Source organism: Marinobacter sp. G5_S1_61_S3 (genome assembly GCF_054968585.1).
On sequence record NZ_JBQKUK010000001.1, the window covers coordinates 18,417 to 34,182 of the forward strand.

9 protein-coding genes, 1 pseudogene and 2 riboswitches are annotated in these 15,766 nt (G+C 57.7%); of the genes and pseudogenes, 2 read left to right on the forward strand and 8 right to left on the reverse strand.

Features of this window, described 5'->3' with window-relative positions; genetic code table 11:
• Positions 1-37: 37 nt before the first annotated feature.
• A complete protein-coding gene (locus tag ACTRWH_RS00080) occupies positions 38-1,159 on the reverse strand; it encodes a ribonucleotide-diphosphate reductase subunit beta (protein WP_462825749.1) in 1,122 nt (373 codons plus the stop codon).
• Positions 1,131-3,896 carry a ribonucleoside-diphosphate reductase subunit alpha gene (locus tag ACTRWH_RS00085; protein ID WP_462825750.1) on the reverse strand — a complete coding sequence of 922 codons (2,766 nt, stop codon included), beginning with the start codon at positions 3,894-3,896 and terminating at the stop codon, positions 1,131-1,133. The genes ACTRWH_RS00080 and ACTRWH_RS00085 overlap by 29 nt, the downstream gene beginning before the upstream one ends.
• A gap of 110 nt (positions 3,897-4,006) precedes the next feature.
• Positions 4,007-4,200, reverse strand: a riboswitch (cobalamin riboswitch).
• Between the two features lie 125 nt (positions 4,201-4,325).
• On the opposite strand from ACTRWH_RS00085, the gene ACTRWH_RS00090 reads away from it, so the two are divergent.
• Positions 4,326-5,060 carry a DUF3047 domain-containing protein gene (locus tag ACTRWH_RS00090; RefSeq protein ID WP_462825751.1) on the forward strand — a complete coding sequence of 245 codons (735 nt, stop codon included), beginning with the start codon at positions 4,326-4,328 and terminating at the stop codon, positions 5,058-5,060.
• On the opposite strand, the gene nhaB is transcribed toward ACTRWH_RS00090, so the two are convergent.
• The 4 genes from nhaB to ACTRWH_RS00110 all read right to left on the reverse strand — a co-directional run bounded on the left by nhaB (position 5,047) and on the right by ACTRWH_RS00110 (position 11,226).
• A complete protein-coding gene (nhaB, locus tag ACTRWH_RS00095) occupies positions 5,047-6,552 on the reverse strand; it encodes a sodium/proton antiporter NhaB (protein ID WP_036211681.1) in 1,506 nt (501 codons plus the stop codon). The genes ACTRWH_RS00090 and nhaB overlap by 14 nt on opposite strands.
• A 253-nt stretch (positions 6,553-6,805) precedes the next feature.
• Positions 6,806-8,908, reverse strand: a complete 2,103-nt coding sequence (locus ACTRWH_RS00100) for a TonB-dependent siderophore receptor (protein WP_041332871.1) — start codon at positions 8,906-8,908, stop codon at positions 6,806-6,808.
• Positions 8,909-9,019: 111 nt separating this feature from the next.
• Positions 9,020-9,982: a helix-turn-helix domain-containing protein gene (locus tag ACTRWH_RS00105; protein ID WP_041332870.1), complete on the reverse strand. Its 963-nt coding sequence runs from the start codon at positions 9,980-9,982 to the stop codon at positions 9,020-9,022.
• The gene (locus ACTRWH_RS00110; RefSeq protein WP_075196424.1) at positions 9,982-11,226 is read right to left on the reverse strand and encodes a D-amino acid dehydrogenase; all 1,245 of its coding nucleotides are present in this window, start codon (positions 11,224-11,226) and stop codon (positions 9,982-9,984) included. Before ACTRWH_RS00110 ends, ACTRWH_RS00105 begins: the two co-directional genes overlap by 1 nt.
• A gap of 163 nt (positions 11,227-11,389) precedes the next feature.
• Positions 11,390-11,488, reverse strand: a riboswitch (glycine riboswitch).
• 338 nt (positions 11,489-11,826) lie between these two features.
• Between ACTRWH_RS00110 and ACTRWH_RS00115 the strand changes: the two genes are divergently transcribed.
• Positions 11,827-13,095, forward strand: coding sequence for an MFS transporter (locus ACTRWH_RS00115; RefSeq protein ID WP_226909991.1), 1,269 nt, complete (start codon positions 11,827-11,829; stop codon positions 13,093-13,095).
• Between the two features lie 197 nt (positions 13,096-13,292).
• Here ACTRWH_RS00115 and ACTRWH_RS00120 read toward each other — a convergent pair.
• Together ACTRWH_RS00120 and ACTRWH_RS00125 are read right to left on the reverse strand one after the other, a co-directional pair.
• A pseudogene (locus ACTRWH_RS00120) lies at positions 13,293-14,346 on the reverse strand (IS3 family transposase).
• A gap of 221 nt (positions 14,347-14,567) precedes the next feature.
• A complete protein-coding gene (locus ACTRWH_RS00125; RefSeq protein WP_075196423.1) occupies positions 14,568-15,755 on the reverse strand; it encodes a glycoside hydrolase family 88 protein in 1,188 nt (395 codons plus the stop codon).
• Between the last annotated feature and the right edge of the window lie 11 nt (positions 15,756-15,766).

Here is a 15,766-nt window from a genome sequence, read left to right on the forward strand (position 1 = left end):
TGCCGGCCAGCCCGCCGGACTGAAGGTCAGTACGTTGCTACCACTCCAGCTGCGCGCCGGTCTGATACTCGATGACCCGAGTTTCGAAAAAGTTCTTCTCTTTGCGCAGGGTGGCCTGCTCGTCCAGCCAGGGTGAGACGTTCTTCGCGCCCGGGAACGGTTCGTCCAGGCCAACGGTTCTGGCCCGGCGATTGGCCACAAAACGGAACTGCTCGCTGTGGTACTCGGCGGAATAGCCCAGGATCGGGTCCCGCAGGATGTAGTTGGCGTAGGCGGTTTCAGCGGCTTCGGACTCGTCCCACATATCGCGCACGGCTTTGGGGTCCAGCGTGATGTTTTCCTCTTCCAGGATCTGGTTCACCACTTTCAGCCCGAACGAGAAGTGCATGGCTTCGTCCCGCAGGATGTACTGCAGTTGCTCACCGGTGCCCCGCATCAGGCCCCGACGCTGCAGGGCGAAGATGGGGCTGAAACCGTTGTAGAACCAGGCACCCTCAAAGACCGCTGCGAAGAACAGGTAGGACATAATGAACTCCTGCAGGTCGTCCTTGTTGCGCAGGTTCATGTCAGAGCGCATGGCGGCATCCAGCCGGCGGTTGGCCATCTGGATCTTGCCGTTGATCGCGGGGACCACCCGATAGCGATTGTAGATCTCGCTCTGGTCAAGGTTGAGGGTTTCAATGCAGTGCTGGTAGGCCCAGGTGTGCATGGCTTCCTCGTACACCTGCCGCGCTTGGTAAATCTGCAATTCCGGGGCACTCATCTTCTCCATCACCGCCAGGCCGATGTTGCGCATCGCCAGGATGTCGGAGGTGGTGAGGTAGGCCAGCACGTTCTCATACACGTGCTTTTCCGGCGCGGACAGGCGGTGGTGGTAGTCGTGAACGTCCTGAGCCATGTTCACGTCCAGCGGCGTCCAGTGGTTCTTGTTGGCATTCATGAAGTATTCCCAGGCCCAGGGGTACTTGAAGGGTGCCAGCTGATTGATGTCGGTTTCGCCGTTGATAACGCGCTTGTCATCGACATTGACCGGTGCCGGGCCCTCCTGGGCAGCCGGGCGGGTTAGGGTGTTTGGTTCGTCGTCCCAGTTAAGCATCTGTTTACCTCTAGAATCTTGGTGGCGGTCGGATCTACTGGCAGGCTTCGCAGTCCGGCTCATCAATGCTGCATACCTGTGGTTGCGGTGCTGCTACCGGCGCGGTTTTCTCGGCACCCGTGGCCCCCAGCGAGCGCAGGTAATAGGTGGTTTTCAGCCCCCGTTCCCAGGCCAGCTGGTACAACTCATCCAGCTTTTTGCCGCTGGGTTCCGCCATGTAAAGGTTCAGGCTCTGGGCCTGGTCCAGCCATTTCTGGCGTCTGGCCGCCGCCTCCACCAGCCAGCGGGCATCGATCTCAAAGGCGGTGGCATAGCGGGCCTTCAGTTCCGCCGGAATGCGATCAATCTGCTGCACGCTGCCATCGAAGTACTTGAGATCGTTCACCATCACGTTGTCCCACAGACCCTCAGCTTTCAGATCACGAACCAGAGATGGATTAACCACCGTGAACTCGCCGGAGAGATTCGATTTCACGAACAGGTTCTGGTACGCCGGTTCGATGGATTGGGAGACACCGACGATGTTGGAGATGGTCGCCGTTGGCGCAATGGCCATCACATTGCTGTTACGCATGCCATTGCGGGCGATGAGTTCCCGCACCGCCGTCCAGTCCAGGCGGCTGCTGATATTCAGGCTCAGGTCGCCGTCCTGACGGGCCTCTTTCAACAGGTTGATTGAGTCAATGGGCAGAATACCCTGATGCCACAATGAGCCTTCGTAGGTCTCGTAGGCACCGCGTTCACCGGCCAGGGCAGCCGAGGCCCGGATCGCGAAATAACTGATCTGCTCCATCGCCACATCGGCAAACTCCACCGCTTCCGCGCTGGTGTAGGGCAGATTGAGTCGATACAACGCATCCTGAAAGCCCATCAGGCCCAGACCAACGGGCCGATGCTTGAAATTGGAACTCTTCGCCTGGGGCACTGCGTAGTAATTGATGTCGACCACGTTATCGAGCATGCGGACCGCAGTATTGACCGTGCGTTCTAGGCGCTGGACATCCAGCTCACCGTTGTGGACATGGGCGGCCAGGTTGATGGACCCCAGGTTGCACACGGCGATCTCATCCGCACTGGTGTTCAGGGTGATCTCGGTACACAGGTTGGAGCTGTGCACCACGCCCCGATGCTGCTGCGGTGAGCGCAGGTTGCAGGGGTCCTTGAAGGTGATCCACGGATGACCGGTCTCGAACAGCACGGTCAGCATCTTGCGCCAGAGCAGTTTGGCGGACACCGTCTTGAACAGAGTAATCTCGCCCCTGGCCGCCATCGCCTCGTATTCCTGGTACCGCTCCCGGAATGCGTTGCCATAGAGGTCATGCAGGTCCGGAGCGTCGTTTGGCGAGAACAGGGTCCAGTCCTGATCACTGCGCATGCGTTCGATCAGCAGGTCCGGTACCCAGTTGGCGGTGTTCATGTCGTGGGTACGACGACGCTCATCGCCGGTGTTCTTGCGTAGCTCCAGGAACTCCTCAATATCCAGGTGCCAGCTTTCCAGGTAAGCGCACACGGCGCCCTTGCGCTTGCCGCCCTGATTCACCGCCACCGCCGTGTCGTTCACCACTTTCAGGAATGGCACCACACCCTGGCTGCTGCCGTTGGTACCCTTGATGTGGGAGCCCAAAGCCCTGACTGGCGTCCAGTCGTTACCCAGGCCGCCGGCCCACTTGGACAGCATGGCGTTGTCGCGGATGGCACCATAGATACCCTCCAGATCATCCTGAACGGTGGTGAGGTAGCAGGATGAAAGCTGGGAATGTCGGGTACCACTGTTGAACAGGGTTGGCGTGGAGGCCATGTAGTCGAAGGATGACAACAGGTCGTAGAACTCAATGGCCCGGGCATTGGGGTCGTCTTCCTGCAACGCCAGACCCATGGACACGCGCATGAAGAAGACCTGGGGCAACTCCAGCCGGTCACCTTTCCAGTTGAGGAAATAGCGGTCGTAGAGAGTCTGCAGGCCGAGGAACCCAAACTGGTGGTCCCGCTCCGGCTTGAGGGCAGCACCCAGGCGTTCCAGGTCGAACGCCGCCATGGCGTCGTCCAGCAGCTCGTAGTGGATACCCTGCTCAATGAAGGTGCTCAGGGCCTGCGGGTATATTTCCGCCAGCGGCAAACTTAGGGGCAGGCTCAAGGCGGCCGCGGTTTCCAGCCTGAGTTGTTCCAGCAGCAGACGAGCGGTTACGGCACTGTAGTCCGGTTCCTGCTCGATGCGGCCGCGGGCGGTCATGATCAGCGCAGACAGCACCTCCTCCTCAGCGATACCGTCGTACAGGTTCCGCAGCGCCCCTTCCACCAGGGACTCGCCATCGATGCCCTCCAATTCCTGGCTGGCTCGCTCCACCTGGACTTTCATCAGCCCCAGATCCAGCGGTGCAGCCTCACCGTTGGCTTTTTTCACCGTGAGTGTGGGATGGGCCTCCACCGGCGCCAGGCTGGCTCGCTCCTGGGCATGGGCCTCCCGGTAGAGTACATAGGCGCGGGCCACTTTCTGCTCCTCCGCCCGCATCAGCGCCAGTTCCACCTGGTCCTGGATATCTTCAATGTGCACCTTGCCGCCGGCTTTCAAGCGTCGGCTGATGGCCTGCATGACCTGATGGGTAACCTGTTCCACGGAATCGTGAATACGGGCCGAGCCTGCTGCTTCATCGCCTTCGACGGCAAGAAACGCTTTGGTCACGGCAACACTGATTTTGCTGGCGTCGAATCCAACCAGGGCGCCATTACGTTTAATAACCTGTAGGGAGGCAGTGCTGGTTGAGGCAGATTGGCCGGGCTCGGCCAGGGTGGCAGTGGACATGTCGGTTCTCCTGAGTACGCGTTTATGCCAAGACCTTCGCGTGCGCAGGGGCGAGCATTGCTCTGAACAGAGACAACGCAAAACCGATCTGCTCACCTTGATACGCGAAGGTGCAGTTGTATTCCCTGGCAGGTCTTCGGACTCAGGGGCGTGAACCTGTTGGCTCGGCCTTGCGTGGCGACTTCCCGGCATTCGCCAGTGTCTTTATGCCACGCTCGTTCCCCAATACCGCTGCGCGTCAGTTCCGGAGTCTCACCGGATTCCCGGTACCACGATCATCGTGATGAGGGCGATCTGTGATTGATCAGCCTTTGATCACTATATCTGGTACTAAGCCAAGGATATAAACACTATATAGACTAAGATAAATCGCAACAAGGCACTTTTTCGACGGTTACCGATCAGTAAACGAACCCATAGGAGCATCCCATGACACCGCTACCGAGATACCTGACGGCCGCCCTCGCCCTTTCGTTGATGGCCGCTTCGGCCCAGGCTGACAGCACGGAAAACTCGCTGATCACCGCGTTTTCGACCATAACGTCCCTGGAAGATGGCTGGGAACCGATGGAGTTTCCGAAGATAGACCGCCACAGTCGCTATCAGTTGACGGACGACAACGGCGAGCAGGTGATCAAGGCCACCACAGACAACAGCGCCTCCGGGCTGATAGCCAGGGTGTCCGTCGAACCCGGGGATTCACTGATCCTGCGCTGGCGGTGGAAAGTGTCGAACGTCTATGAGCAGGGAAACGCCCGTAAAAAGGAGGGCGATGACTACCCTGCGCGAATCTACGTGGCCTTTGAGTTCGAGCCGGACGAAGCCGGCTTTTTCGAGCGCGCCAAACGCAAGACCGTGGAAGTGGTGTTCGGGGAGGAACTGCCGGGCAATGCGCTGAACTACATCTGGGCCAACCGGCTGCCGGTTGGCGAGATCGTTGCCAACCCGTTCACCGATACCACGATGATGATAGCGGTGAACTCCGGGACGGCGAACACTGGCGAATGGGTCACGGTGGAACGGGATATCGTCGCGGACTATCACAAGGCCTTTGACCGCGAGCCGCCGAAGCTGGTGGGCGTCGCCATTATGTCGGATTCCGACAACACCGGAGCATCTGCCACCGCCTGGTATGGTGATGTCCGCTTGGTCAAACCAGATTGATGACGCAAAACAGACCTACCGCACCCATCACGATGGTATAGGGAAACGCCATCACAACCATCCGCCCGTAGGACAATCGCACCAGCGGAGCGATTGCAGACGTCAGCAGGAACAGAAACGCTGCCTGGCCATTGGGGGTAGCCACACTGGGCAGGTTGGTGCCGGTGTTAATGGCGATGGCCAACTCCTGGAAATGCTCGTAGTCGATACTGCCGGCGTCCAGCGCCTGTTTGATTTCACTGATGTAAACGGTGGCTACGAACACATTGTCGCTGATCATCGACAACAACCCGTTGGCAATAAAGAACATGCCCGGCTGCTGGTCCTGAGGCAGGCTGAGCACAAAATCGATGATCGGCTTGAACAGGTGTTGCTCGTGAATCACCGCGACGATGGCGAAAAACACCACCAACAGCGAGGTAAATGGCAGCGATTCCTGGAAGGCCTTACCGATCTGGTGCTCGTCAGTAACGCCAGTGAACGAGGTGATCAGGATAATCACCAGAAGGCCAATCAACCCCACCTCTGCCAGGTGAAACGCCAGCCCAACAACCAGCACCAGGGCCGCCATTGCCTGTACCCACAGGGCAGCCTGATCGGCTTTCGTGCGCTTGGTGCGCTCGTTGTCAGCAAACTCTTCCAGTACCTGGCGGACAGGCTTGGGCAACCGGGCGCCATACCCAAACCAGCGCAGCTTTTCCAGCAGCCAGCAGGTGGTCAGGCCGGCCACCAGCACCGGCAGGCTCACCGGCGCCATGCGCAGGAAGAAACTGACAAAGTCCCACCCTACTACCTTGGCGATCAGCAGGTTCTGGGGTTCGCCCACCATAGTGGAGACTCCCCCCAAGGCCGTACCAATGGCGCCGTGCATCAGCAGGCTACGCAGAAAGGCCCGGAACTTGTCCAGGTCTTCCCGGTGCAACTCAATCACGTGTTCATCGCTGTTGGCATTATGATCGGAGTGATGATAACCCTTGCCGGAAGCTACCTTGTGGTACACCGAGTAAAAACCGACAGCGACACTGATGATGACTGCGGTGACGGTAAGCGCGTCCAGGAACGCGGATAGAACGGCCGCAGCAGCACAGAACAGCAGTGACAACGCGGACTTTGACCGCACACCCACCAGGATCTGGGTAAACGTCACCAGCAGCAGCTCTTTCATAAAGTAGATGCCAGCCACCATGAACATCAGCAGCAGGATGACCGGGAAGTTCACCAACACCTCGTGGTACACCGCATCCGCTGACGTCATACCCACTAACAGGGCTTCAATCGCCAGCAACCCGCCCGGTAACAGTGGATAACACTTCAGCGCCATGGCCAGAGTAAAAATAAACTCCCCCACCAACGCCCAACCGGCCACGGCCGGGCCAAGGGTCCAGACAATCAGGGGGTTGGCAATCAGGAATAGAAGAATGACCTGTTTGTACCAGGCGGGTGCATTACCCAGGAAGTTGTGGGTAAAGCCGGAGAGAACGGTTGTGGGCATTGCGGGAATCTTCTGAGTAAACGGTTTGTTGGAATTGTGTGGCAGAAGGCCCGCATCTTCCTTGATATTTGTGTAACCGGTAATCCCCCAAAGGTACAGGGTGAGTGCCTATTTGGTCTTACATGAAACAAGGAAGAGTGGCCGGACGACCACTCAAAAGAGTTTCGTAATATTACTTAAAAACAGAGCCGGAATCGACTCTGTTTTCAGCACTCAGGGTTTATTATGACCGTTATCACTTCCCGCTTACGTGTCAAAACCGGTAAGAAACCGACGCCGTAACGTTACGTTCTGCCCCGAAGTAACAGAAGTCCAGACTGTTGTAGCAGGACGCCACGTATTCCTTGTCCAGCAGATTGTTCACGTTCAGCCGGGTAGAAACGCCTTCCAGGCCGAGCTTGCTGAAATCGTAGCCCAGTGCCAGATCCACCAGGGTGTAGTCCGGCACCTTTTTGGTGTTGGCATCATCGGCGTAGATGTCTGCGTTGTGACGGACACCCAATCCCGCGTTTGCCCCATTAAGGACTCCCTGCGTGAACCGGTAACCGGCCCACAGGGTCAGCTGGTGTTCCGGCACCTGGCTGGCGGCATTGCCCTCGCGATAGGCCTCGGACTTCTCAAAGGTGACGTCCGTGAACGCATATCCGGCCTGGACATTCAGGTTCTCCGTCAGCTGCGCCTTGGCTTCCAGCTCCACACCCTGGGACTCAATCTCACCAATACTGCGGTAGAAGGACTCCTGTGGCTGCTTGGTGGCCAGATTCTCCTGGTTGATGCGGAACAGAGAGAGCGTATACAGGTCCGTGGTTCCCACCGGCTGGTACCTAAGCCCGGTTTCTATCTGCTTGCCTTCACTCGGGGCCAGCAGGTCGCCGTTCTCGTCGGTATAGGCGCTGGGCGAAAACGACGTGGAGTGGGACACGTAGGGTGCAATGCCGTTGTCGAACAGGTAGAGCAGCCCGGCACGGCCACTGAACTGGGTTTCGTCCAGCTCTGTCACTACACCGGTGTCACGATTGGTGTTCTCGATCTCCACCCAGTCGTAACGGCCACCCAACGTCAACCGCCAGCCACCGGTGGCCAGCTGGTCCTGCAGATAGACCCCGGTCTGTTTCTGCTTGCGGAGATTGCGTTGCGGGGGGTATAGGGCTGAGGGATCGGCCCCGTACTCAGGATTGAAGGCATCGATGGCCGGAAAGGCGCCCGACGGCCAGACCACGTCGTTCTCACGCTGCTGATAGTCCACCCCCACCAATACGGTGTGATCCACCGCGCCAGTCGTCAATTCCCCCTGAATCTGGTTATCAACGGTGAGTGCCTGCAGATCCTCATCGCCACCGGAGTAGTAGCGGTTAAGCTCAGTGGCCGAGGCCCAGCCGTAGGCATAGACCTGTTTCAGCTCAACGTCCGAATCCAGGTAACGGGCTTTCTGCAAGGCGGACCAGTTACGGTTGATTCGATGCTCCAGATCGTACCCCACCATGGTCATGTCGCGCCGGAAAAGGTCGTAGTCCGGTTCGCCCTCAAAGAAGGTGTTGTCGATTTTCTGGCCGTCGCGGGACTCCACCGTGCCCTCGTACGGCAAACCGCTGTGGTAGCCACCTTCCGGATCACGTTGAAGGTAGGCCAGCAGAGTCACGCTGGTCTCGTCGGTCATGTCCCAGGTCAGCGACGGGGCAATGGCGCGACGGTCCAGTTCCACGTGGTCCTGTTGCGCGTCAGCAGCGGAAGCAATGCCGGTCACACGATAGGCAACCCGTTGCTCATCATCCACCGAACCGGTGACATCAAAGGCAAAGCTGCGCTGGGCGTTGTTGCCGAGCGAGACACGGATTTCACCCCCATCCCGGAACTCCGGACGCTTGCTGGTGAGGGCAACAATCCCACCAGGGGAGCCCTGGCCGTAGAGAACGGAGGTCGGGCCTTTAACAATCTCAATACGCTCAAGAAACCAGGGATCAATGGCAAAGGAGCTGTAGGAGCCACCGTCGTTCATCACCCGCAGGCCATCCAGATAGGTGTTATTGATACTGCCATCGGAAAAACCGCGGAGAATCAGATAATCGTAGCGGTTGGAAGACCCCACCTGGTTCGTACCCACACCCGGGGTATAGCTGGCGGCGCGCTGCACCGTACGGGCGCCTTTTTCTTCCCAGTCTTCGCGGCTGACAACAGATACTGATTGCGGGGTTTCAATCACCGGGGTATCGGTTTTCGTGGCGCTGCGGGTCGCTGTTACGTTTAGCGCATCCAGCATTTTCGGTTCGCCCTGTTCCTGGGCAACGGCTAATGGCGCGCCGGTGACACCGACAAGGGCCATGGCAACCGCAAATGACAAACGGGAATGTCGGAACATGAAAACCTCACTTGGCTCTAACGATAATTTAATGCGAATTATTCGCTTTTAGATCCAGCATTAGATATGCCAAGTGACAGAATTTATATGCGGAATGATAAATACCGTGATTCAAACGACGGTTTTGGGAGAAACACCGAACTGGCGCCGGAACGCGGTCGCAAAGTTAGTGGCATGTCGATAGCCGGACCGGTGGGCAGCCTGCTGAACGGAGTATCCCTGCTCCAGGTAATGCCAGGCCAGGTTCAACCGGCACTTCCGCAGATAACCGAACACCGACAATCCGTAGGTCGCACGGAATTTACTACGCAAACTGCTGGGACTCATTGCGGCACGGCTGGCGAGATCCGTCAGGGAGTAATTGTCCGTCGGGGCGAATTCCATCAGCTGACGAATGGCCTCCAGGCGCTGGTGTTCCTGGGTGGACGCGCGACTTTTCCGTTCAATCGCTGGCACCGGCTCCGGAAGACCATAACCCACCAACTGCAGAGCCAGACCTTCCAGCACCAGTGTTTTCTGAAGCTCAGGCAGCCCGACGCCAAGGGGTTGCTCAAGAGCCGTCATGAGACCCGGTGGAACGTCCCACAGCACCACTGGGTCCTGCACCCCCCTGAGCAGGGCTCGCAGAGACCCCTGTTCGGTCTGCGCCGGCAACGGGCCACCGGGATCAAAAGCCAACACAATGGTTTTCAAACGTTGACCAGCAGGCTGATAGGCTGCCAGTGCATATTCCGGTCGTAATTGCAGGCTGGCAGCCATGCCACTCCCAAGCTCCCGCTCGACCGCACCAACCGACAGGCGGATGCGTCCTTCGAGCACGATCACCATCAACAGGGGCGCATGGCCCAGCGACACCGATTCGTAGCTGTGGGAGATCGTCAGGTCGGAATGAGTGAAGCGAAACCCCGACGGTAGCGGGGTTTCATCAATCCACCCCCGGGCGATGGTTGAATCGTCATCGGGGGCGTCATGGCCGTCGACGCCGGGGAAGCGGTAGCTGATTCCGTACTCGCGGCCAAAAGCCAGGAACTCCTGCCTGCCGAACGACGTTAGTTCGGCACGATCTCCCAACACTAGCCGGCTGTACTCGCTGTTGTGCCTGACACCGCGGACGCAACAGCATCCGCCACCATCTCGGCAGTGATTGCAGACAGGGTCCAGCCCAGATGACCGTGACCCGTGTTATAGAACACGGTGGGCAACCGGCCCGGACCGACTCGCGGCATCATATTGGGCAGCATGGGGCGCAGCCCTGCCCAGGGTACGACGCGGCGGGTGCAAACCCCAGGGAAACACTGCTCGACCCATCGGGTGAGCGGCCGGATTCGGTCATCCCGGATATCACGGTTATAGCCGCTGAATTCCGCCGTACCCGCAACCCGGAACCGATCATCTCCCAGCCGGCTGGTGACTATCTTGGTGGCATCGTCCAGCAAACTGACCGTCGGTGCCGCTTCCTGGGAGGCTTGGTCGTCCAGCTCAACGGTGATGGAATACCCCTTCACCGGGTAAATGTTGACTCGGTCCCCCAGCTTGGCGGCCAGTTCCCGGCTACCCACGCCCGCACAGATCACCACACCATCAAAGGTGTCACGAGTTTGCTCTTCACCATCAAACGAGGTGACCCAGGCGTGGGACTGATCCGCACTCAGTTCCGTCACCGAGTGCTCATAACAGGTTTTGACGCCGAGGCGAAGAATGGCCTCCGCCAAGCCATTGGTGAACTTATGGATATCACCGGTTGAATCGCTTTCGGTGTAGAAACCGCCGTAATAGGTCCCCGCCAGCGTGGGTTCAATAGCCCGCATTTCCTCGGGAGTGACCGCCCGACGTTCCAGGCCGCCGGCAGCCAGCAACCTGGAAACATTCGCCGCATGGTCGAACCCGGCCTTGTCACGGTAGATATGGAGGATGCCCTGTTTCTTCAGATCAAAGTCGATCCCTTCGTTCTGCGCCCAGGCAAACAGGTGATCCCGGGCGGCAATCGCAAGGCGTGCGGTTTCCGTGGTGTTCTGTTCGTACTGGGGAATCGCGGCGATGAACTCGGCGAACCAGCTCAGTTTGTGCCAGGAAGGCTTGGGGTTAACCAGCAGCGGCGCATCCCTCCGGGACATCCACTTAAGGCCCTTGATGATGGTCTGCCAGTTGTTCCAGACCTCAGCGTTGGAGGCGGACAGTTGGCCACCATTGGCGAAAGAGGTTTCCATCGCCGCATAACGGTGTTTCTCGTAAACGGTGACATCCAGGCCGCGCTTGGCCAGGGTGTATGCGGTGGTGATACCCGTGATACCACCGCCAATAACTGCAACTCGCTTCATAATACTCTCCAGGGGCGTCCAGGGTTTCCTTTCTCCACAGCATGGTAGAAAGCACCCCTTCCGTCACTGGACCTGAGAGATTCACGCACCGCTCCAACGGAACCGGCCGCTTGCTCCTTCGGTGTGCCAACGGACGCAGTCGTTGGCAACTCTTCGGAAAGTCTTCATGTCAGCGGTCCTTTTGCCTGAGAGTTTCCGGGGCAGTTGCTCCTTCGGCGCCGGGCGCACGATTGTGCGACTCGGTCTCTCCCGCTGACATGTCTGGTTTATTATCTAAACCAATCAGCTTCGCACAATAGCAAATATCTCGTTTTCGCGACACTGATCATGGTCTGACTAGTGAAGGAGCTGGCTCTGTTAGCCAGGCCAACGGGTGGCAATGGCCAGTTCAGGTAGTCAGCGAAAAAATCCGGCTGGCGCGATCACCACAGTAATGCAGCATCTGGGAGACCAGGACGGCGGCAAGCGTCATTTCGCTCCTGCAATGGCAGGGGCAGGGGCAGGGGCAGCCGGATTATCTGTTGCATGTTGCCACGGTATCGTTAACTATTTCCCCACCTGCCACCCGGTTCAAGCCAGTCGGTACAGTGAGCTCAAATTGTGGATAAAGCCTTTACCGGTACCTATGCCCGGATGATCAATCCGGTTCTGATCGCGGGCTGCATCATCATTCTCGTCAGTTTCGCGGTTCGCGCATCCTTCGGGCTGTTCCAGTTGCCGATTGCCCTGGAATTCGCCTGGCCGAGGGAATCATTTTCCCTGGCTATTGCAATCCAGAATTTGTTCTGGGGCATAGGGCAGCCAATTTTCGGAGCTCTCGCTGAACGCTTTGGGGACCGCAAAGCAATTCTTGGTGGTGGTGCGTTTTATGTGACCGGACTGGTGTTGTCGGCGTTTGCCATCACCCCTGGCCAACACCAGTTGCTGGAAATGCTGGTTGGTTTCGGCATTGCCGGTACTGGCTTTGGGGTGATTCTGGCTGTGGTCGGGCGGGCAGCGCCTGACAAGCACCGATCCATGGCGTTGGGGATAGCGACGGCGGCGGGTTCTGCCGGTCAGATCGTCGGGCCGCCGGTGGCCAATGCCTTGCTGAGCCAGATGCCCTGGCAGTCGGTTTTTATTGTCTTCGCAGGTTTTATCCTGCTGTCCATGTTGGCGTTGCTGCTGATGCGGGCACCAAAACCGCAGCAGCCGACCGGCAGTGAAGAGCCGATGGGGGTGGTGATCAAACGGGCGGTTAAAGATCCTTCTTTCGTGCTTATTTTTATCGGCTTTTTCTCCTGCGGTTACCAGTTGGCCTTCATCACGGCCCATTTCCCCGCTTTTATCACTGAAATGTGCGGCCCCATTGCACCGGACAGCCTGCTCTATACCCTCGGGGTGACATCGGCATCCGGGCTGGGCGCCATTTCCATCGCACTCATCGGTTTTTTTAACATTGGCGGAACCTTGTTCGCCGGCTGGCTGGGCAACAGATACTCCCGAAAATACCTGTTGGCTGTCATCTATCTACTAAGGACTCTCGTGTCGGCGGCGTTTATCATGACGCCGATAACACCAGAGACGGTAGTGCTGTTTTCCGTTTCCATGGGCTCACTCTGGCTGGCCACGGTACCACTGACCTCCGGCCTGGTGGCGCATATTTACGGCCTGAAATACATGGGCACGCTGTATGGGCTGGTGTTCTTCTCACACCAACTGGGCGGTTTCCTGGGGGTGTGGCTGGGTGGGGCCCTATACGATATCTACAACAACTACACTCTGGTGTGGTGGGTTGGCGTTGGGGTGGGCGCCCTGTCAGCGGTGATTCATTTGCCGGTCAAGGAATATCCGTGGGCTCAGCGGAGAATCATAGCCACGGGGGCCTGAAAACCATACCTCGGCGGTGGGTTCTCCTGTCGGTGGACAATAATGTTTGATAAAAACCGGCCTCATTTTCGCGCATTTTCAGCTTCACCAAGCTCAAAAGTTTGATATTTTCTTTGGCTCTCCAGAGTTGTGACCTGCCCCCAGTCTTTAATCCAACCGCGCCCTAGTAATGTCCGTTACTTGACCCTGACCCTGTATTAGGTCCACCCAGAGTTGGAAAAATCCGGCTCCAGTTGGTGCTGTTTTCGCCGAGAAACCGCATGTTTCCTGGCGTAGTCCGAAGGCGTGGACCACTCCAATGCGGAATGGGGTCTGACTTGGTTATAGAACGTCCTCCACGCTTCGACTTTCTCCCGGGCATCGGCCAGTGACAAGAACCAATTTTCATTCAGACATTCCTGCCGGAGCCGTCCATTGAACGATTCTACCGTTGCGTTGTCGGTTTTAAGGACGTCCGGGTCCGGGTTGCCCCGGAAGCGCGCAATCGCCGTCAGGGCTTCTTGAACATCGTGGCCCTTCAGGCTCTGTCCAACAACAATGCCAAGGCACTCCCGGGTGAATAGGTCGATGATCGTCAGCAGGCGTAGCCTTCGTCCATCAAAAAGCGCATCCGAGACAAATCCATGCCCCAGATGTGATTGGGATGGTTGGCTTGTTGAAGTGGCTGACGGTTCTTGGCTGCCTTGTTGCGCCTGGGACGCTTGAGGCGAAGCGACAATCCCTGGTCACGATACAACCGGTAAACCCGTTTGTGATTGTCTCGCCAGCCCTCTCGCTGCAATTGGACATGCACGCGCCGGTAACCGTAATGAAGCCGCGTGAGAGTGATCTCGCGGATCTTCATCGACAATGCCGATGAATCCCTCGCCACCGATTGGTATCGACAAGACGCCCGGGAAAACTGCAAGACCGCACACGCCTGGCGCTCGCTGACTCCGTACCGTGCTTGTAAGTCAGCCACCAGTTGGCGTTTACGAGGCGGTCTCAGAGCTTTTTTGCCACCACGTCCTGAAGCATGGCCTTGTCCAGGCTCAAGTCGGCCACCAGCTTCTTCAGTAGCTGATTTTCCTCCTCCAGCTGCTTGAGCCGCTTCAGCTCTGACGGGCCGAGGCCACCGTACTTCTTACGCCAGTTGTAGAAGGTGGCATCCGAGACGCCCATCTTTCGACAGACTTCCGGAACCGGCGTACCCAATTCGGCTTGCATCAGGGCAAAGGCAATCTGCTCTTCAGTGTAACGGGATCGCTTCATGGCATGATCTCCTGCTCAAGGCTCAATCATGCCGGATTTTCCAGTTTTTAATGGACCGAAATTCTGGGGTAGGGTCAACACCGAATATACTCAACATGACCGCTAACCGGCTAAATTCGAAGGTAGACTCCGATATTGTACTGTTCAAGACTTAGTTCCCAGATGTTCAGCAGATAACACAATGTCCCAAGGCTGAGCATTCAGGCCTTGGTCCCTCGGTATCAGCCAGGTTTGTTGGTGGGCAACAGACCCGTCAGTATACCCAGGCAGTGCAGCAGGAAGTAGTCGCCCCAAATCAGCTCATGCTCGGTGGCTACACCGCGCATTGGGTCGAAGCAGCCCCTTGTCAGCACTGCGGGCGAGATGGCACCAGTGGTCTCTTCTGCCTGGCCCCGCGGCACGACCGCGACATAGTCACGACAGAGGGTTTTGACGGTGTTTCGAGCCTTGCGTTGAGATACCCGCGCGGCTTGGCGGTCGTCAAGGACGGTAGCCAGTGTCAGCAAGGCATAGCAGGCGATAGAAGTGGCGGACGTGTCCTTCGGAGTGTCGGCTTCCTGGGGCGCATCGAAATCCCAGTAAGCCACCCCGTCATCGGGCACATTCTGGGTCCACCATCTACACACTTTTTCGGCGTAGTCACGGATTTCACGATTCTCCGGGTAAAGTACCGATAGATAAGCGTAACTCATCATGGCCCAGGCCTGCGCACGGGCCCAAGTAGAATTCGCACTGAAGCCCTTGTGGGTATATGTTTTGATCACCTTCCCGGTCTGGCTGTCAAAGCTGGCAGATTGGCACACCGAACCATCCTCGCGTACACAAAAGTGAGCGTTGGTAAGGGCATGGCGGATGGCCACATCCTTAAATTTGTCGTCGCCAGTTTTCTCAGCTGCCCAAGCCAGCACCAAGCTCGCTGATAAGCTGTCGATGTTGGTTTCGTTCTCGCCTACCGTGTGGGCTTCCTCCGCCGTTGTGCCCAACGGCATAAGACCAATATTGGAGCGAAAGGTTGCACAAAGGCTGCGGGCAGCGTCTAACGCTAGTGTCTCGGCTTTCTTGCTGCCCGCAAGATCTGCCCCGACGGAACATCCGAAATAGAACAGGAAGCCCCGAAATACCGAATCAGAGTCAACCCTCGGCTCCAGGCGCTCTGCCCACTCCTCGGCCGCTTGCCAGAATGATGAATCGCCGGAAAAATAGCCGCTCAGCCAGAGTACGCCGGGCCAGAATCCCCCGGTCCAGAAGCCATCTTCCGTGGTAGTCCACTCCCCGGTCCTTGTGTCGGCATAGTGGGGAAAGCCTTTTAACGGTTGCTTCAGGGTGTGACGCGCCCGCTCTGTCAGACTTACAACGGTGTGGTCAAATAACCGGTCTTCGTCATTGATATATGTCGATTTGCTGTTCATTAAGTGATGCC

What these genes read in the sequence shown, in the direction of transcription:
- ACTRWH_RS00080 (WP_462825749.1), bottom strand. Translation starts at nt 1,159, where the DNA reads ATGAGCCGGACTGCGAAGCCTGCCAGTAGATCCGACCGCCACCAAGAT.
- ACTRWH_RS00085 (WP_462825750.1), bottom strand. Translation starts at nt 3,896, where the DNA reads ATGTCCACTGCCACCCTGGCCGAGCCCGGCCAATCTGCCTCAACCAGC.
- ACTRWH_RS00090 (WP_462825751.1), top strand. Translation starts at nt 4,326, where the DNA reads ATGACACCGCTACCGAGATACCTGACGGCCGCCCTCGCCCTTTCGTTG.
- nhaB (WP_036211681.1), bottom strand. Translation starts at nt 6,552, where the DNA reads ATGCCCACAACCGTTCTCTCCGGCTTTACCCACAACTTCCTGGGTAAT.
- ACTRWH_RS00100 (WP_041332871.1), bottom strand. Translation starts at nt 8,908, where the DNA reads ATGTTCCGACATTCCCGTTTGTCATTTGCGGTTGCCATGGCCCTTGTC.
- ACTRWH_RS00110 (WP_075196424.1), bottom strand. Translation starts at nt 11,226, where the DNA reads ATGAAGCGAGTTGCAGTTATTGGCGGTGGTATCACGGGTATCACCACC.
- ACTRWH_RS00125 (WP_075196423.1), bottom strand. Translation starts at nt 15,755, where the DNA reads ATGAACAGCAAATCGACATATATCAATGACGAAGACCGGTTATTTGAC.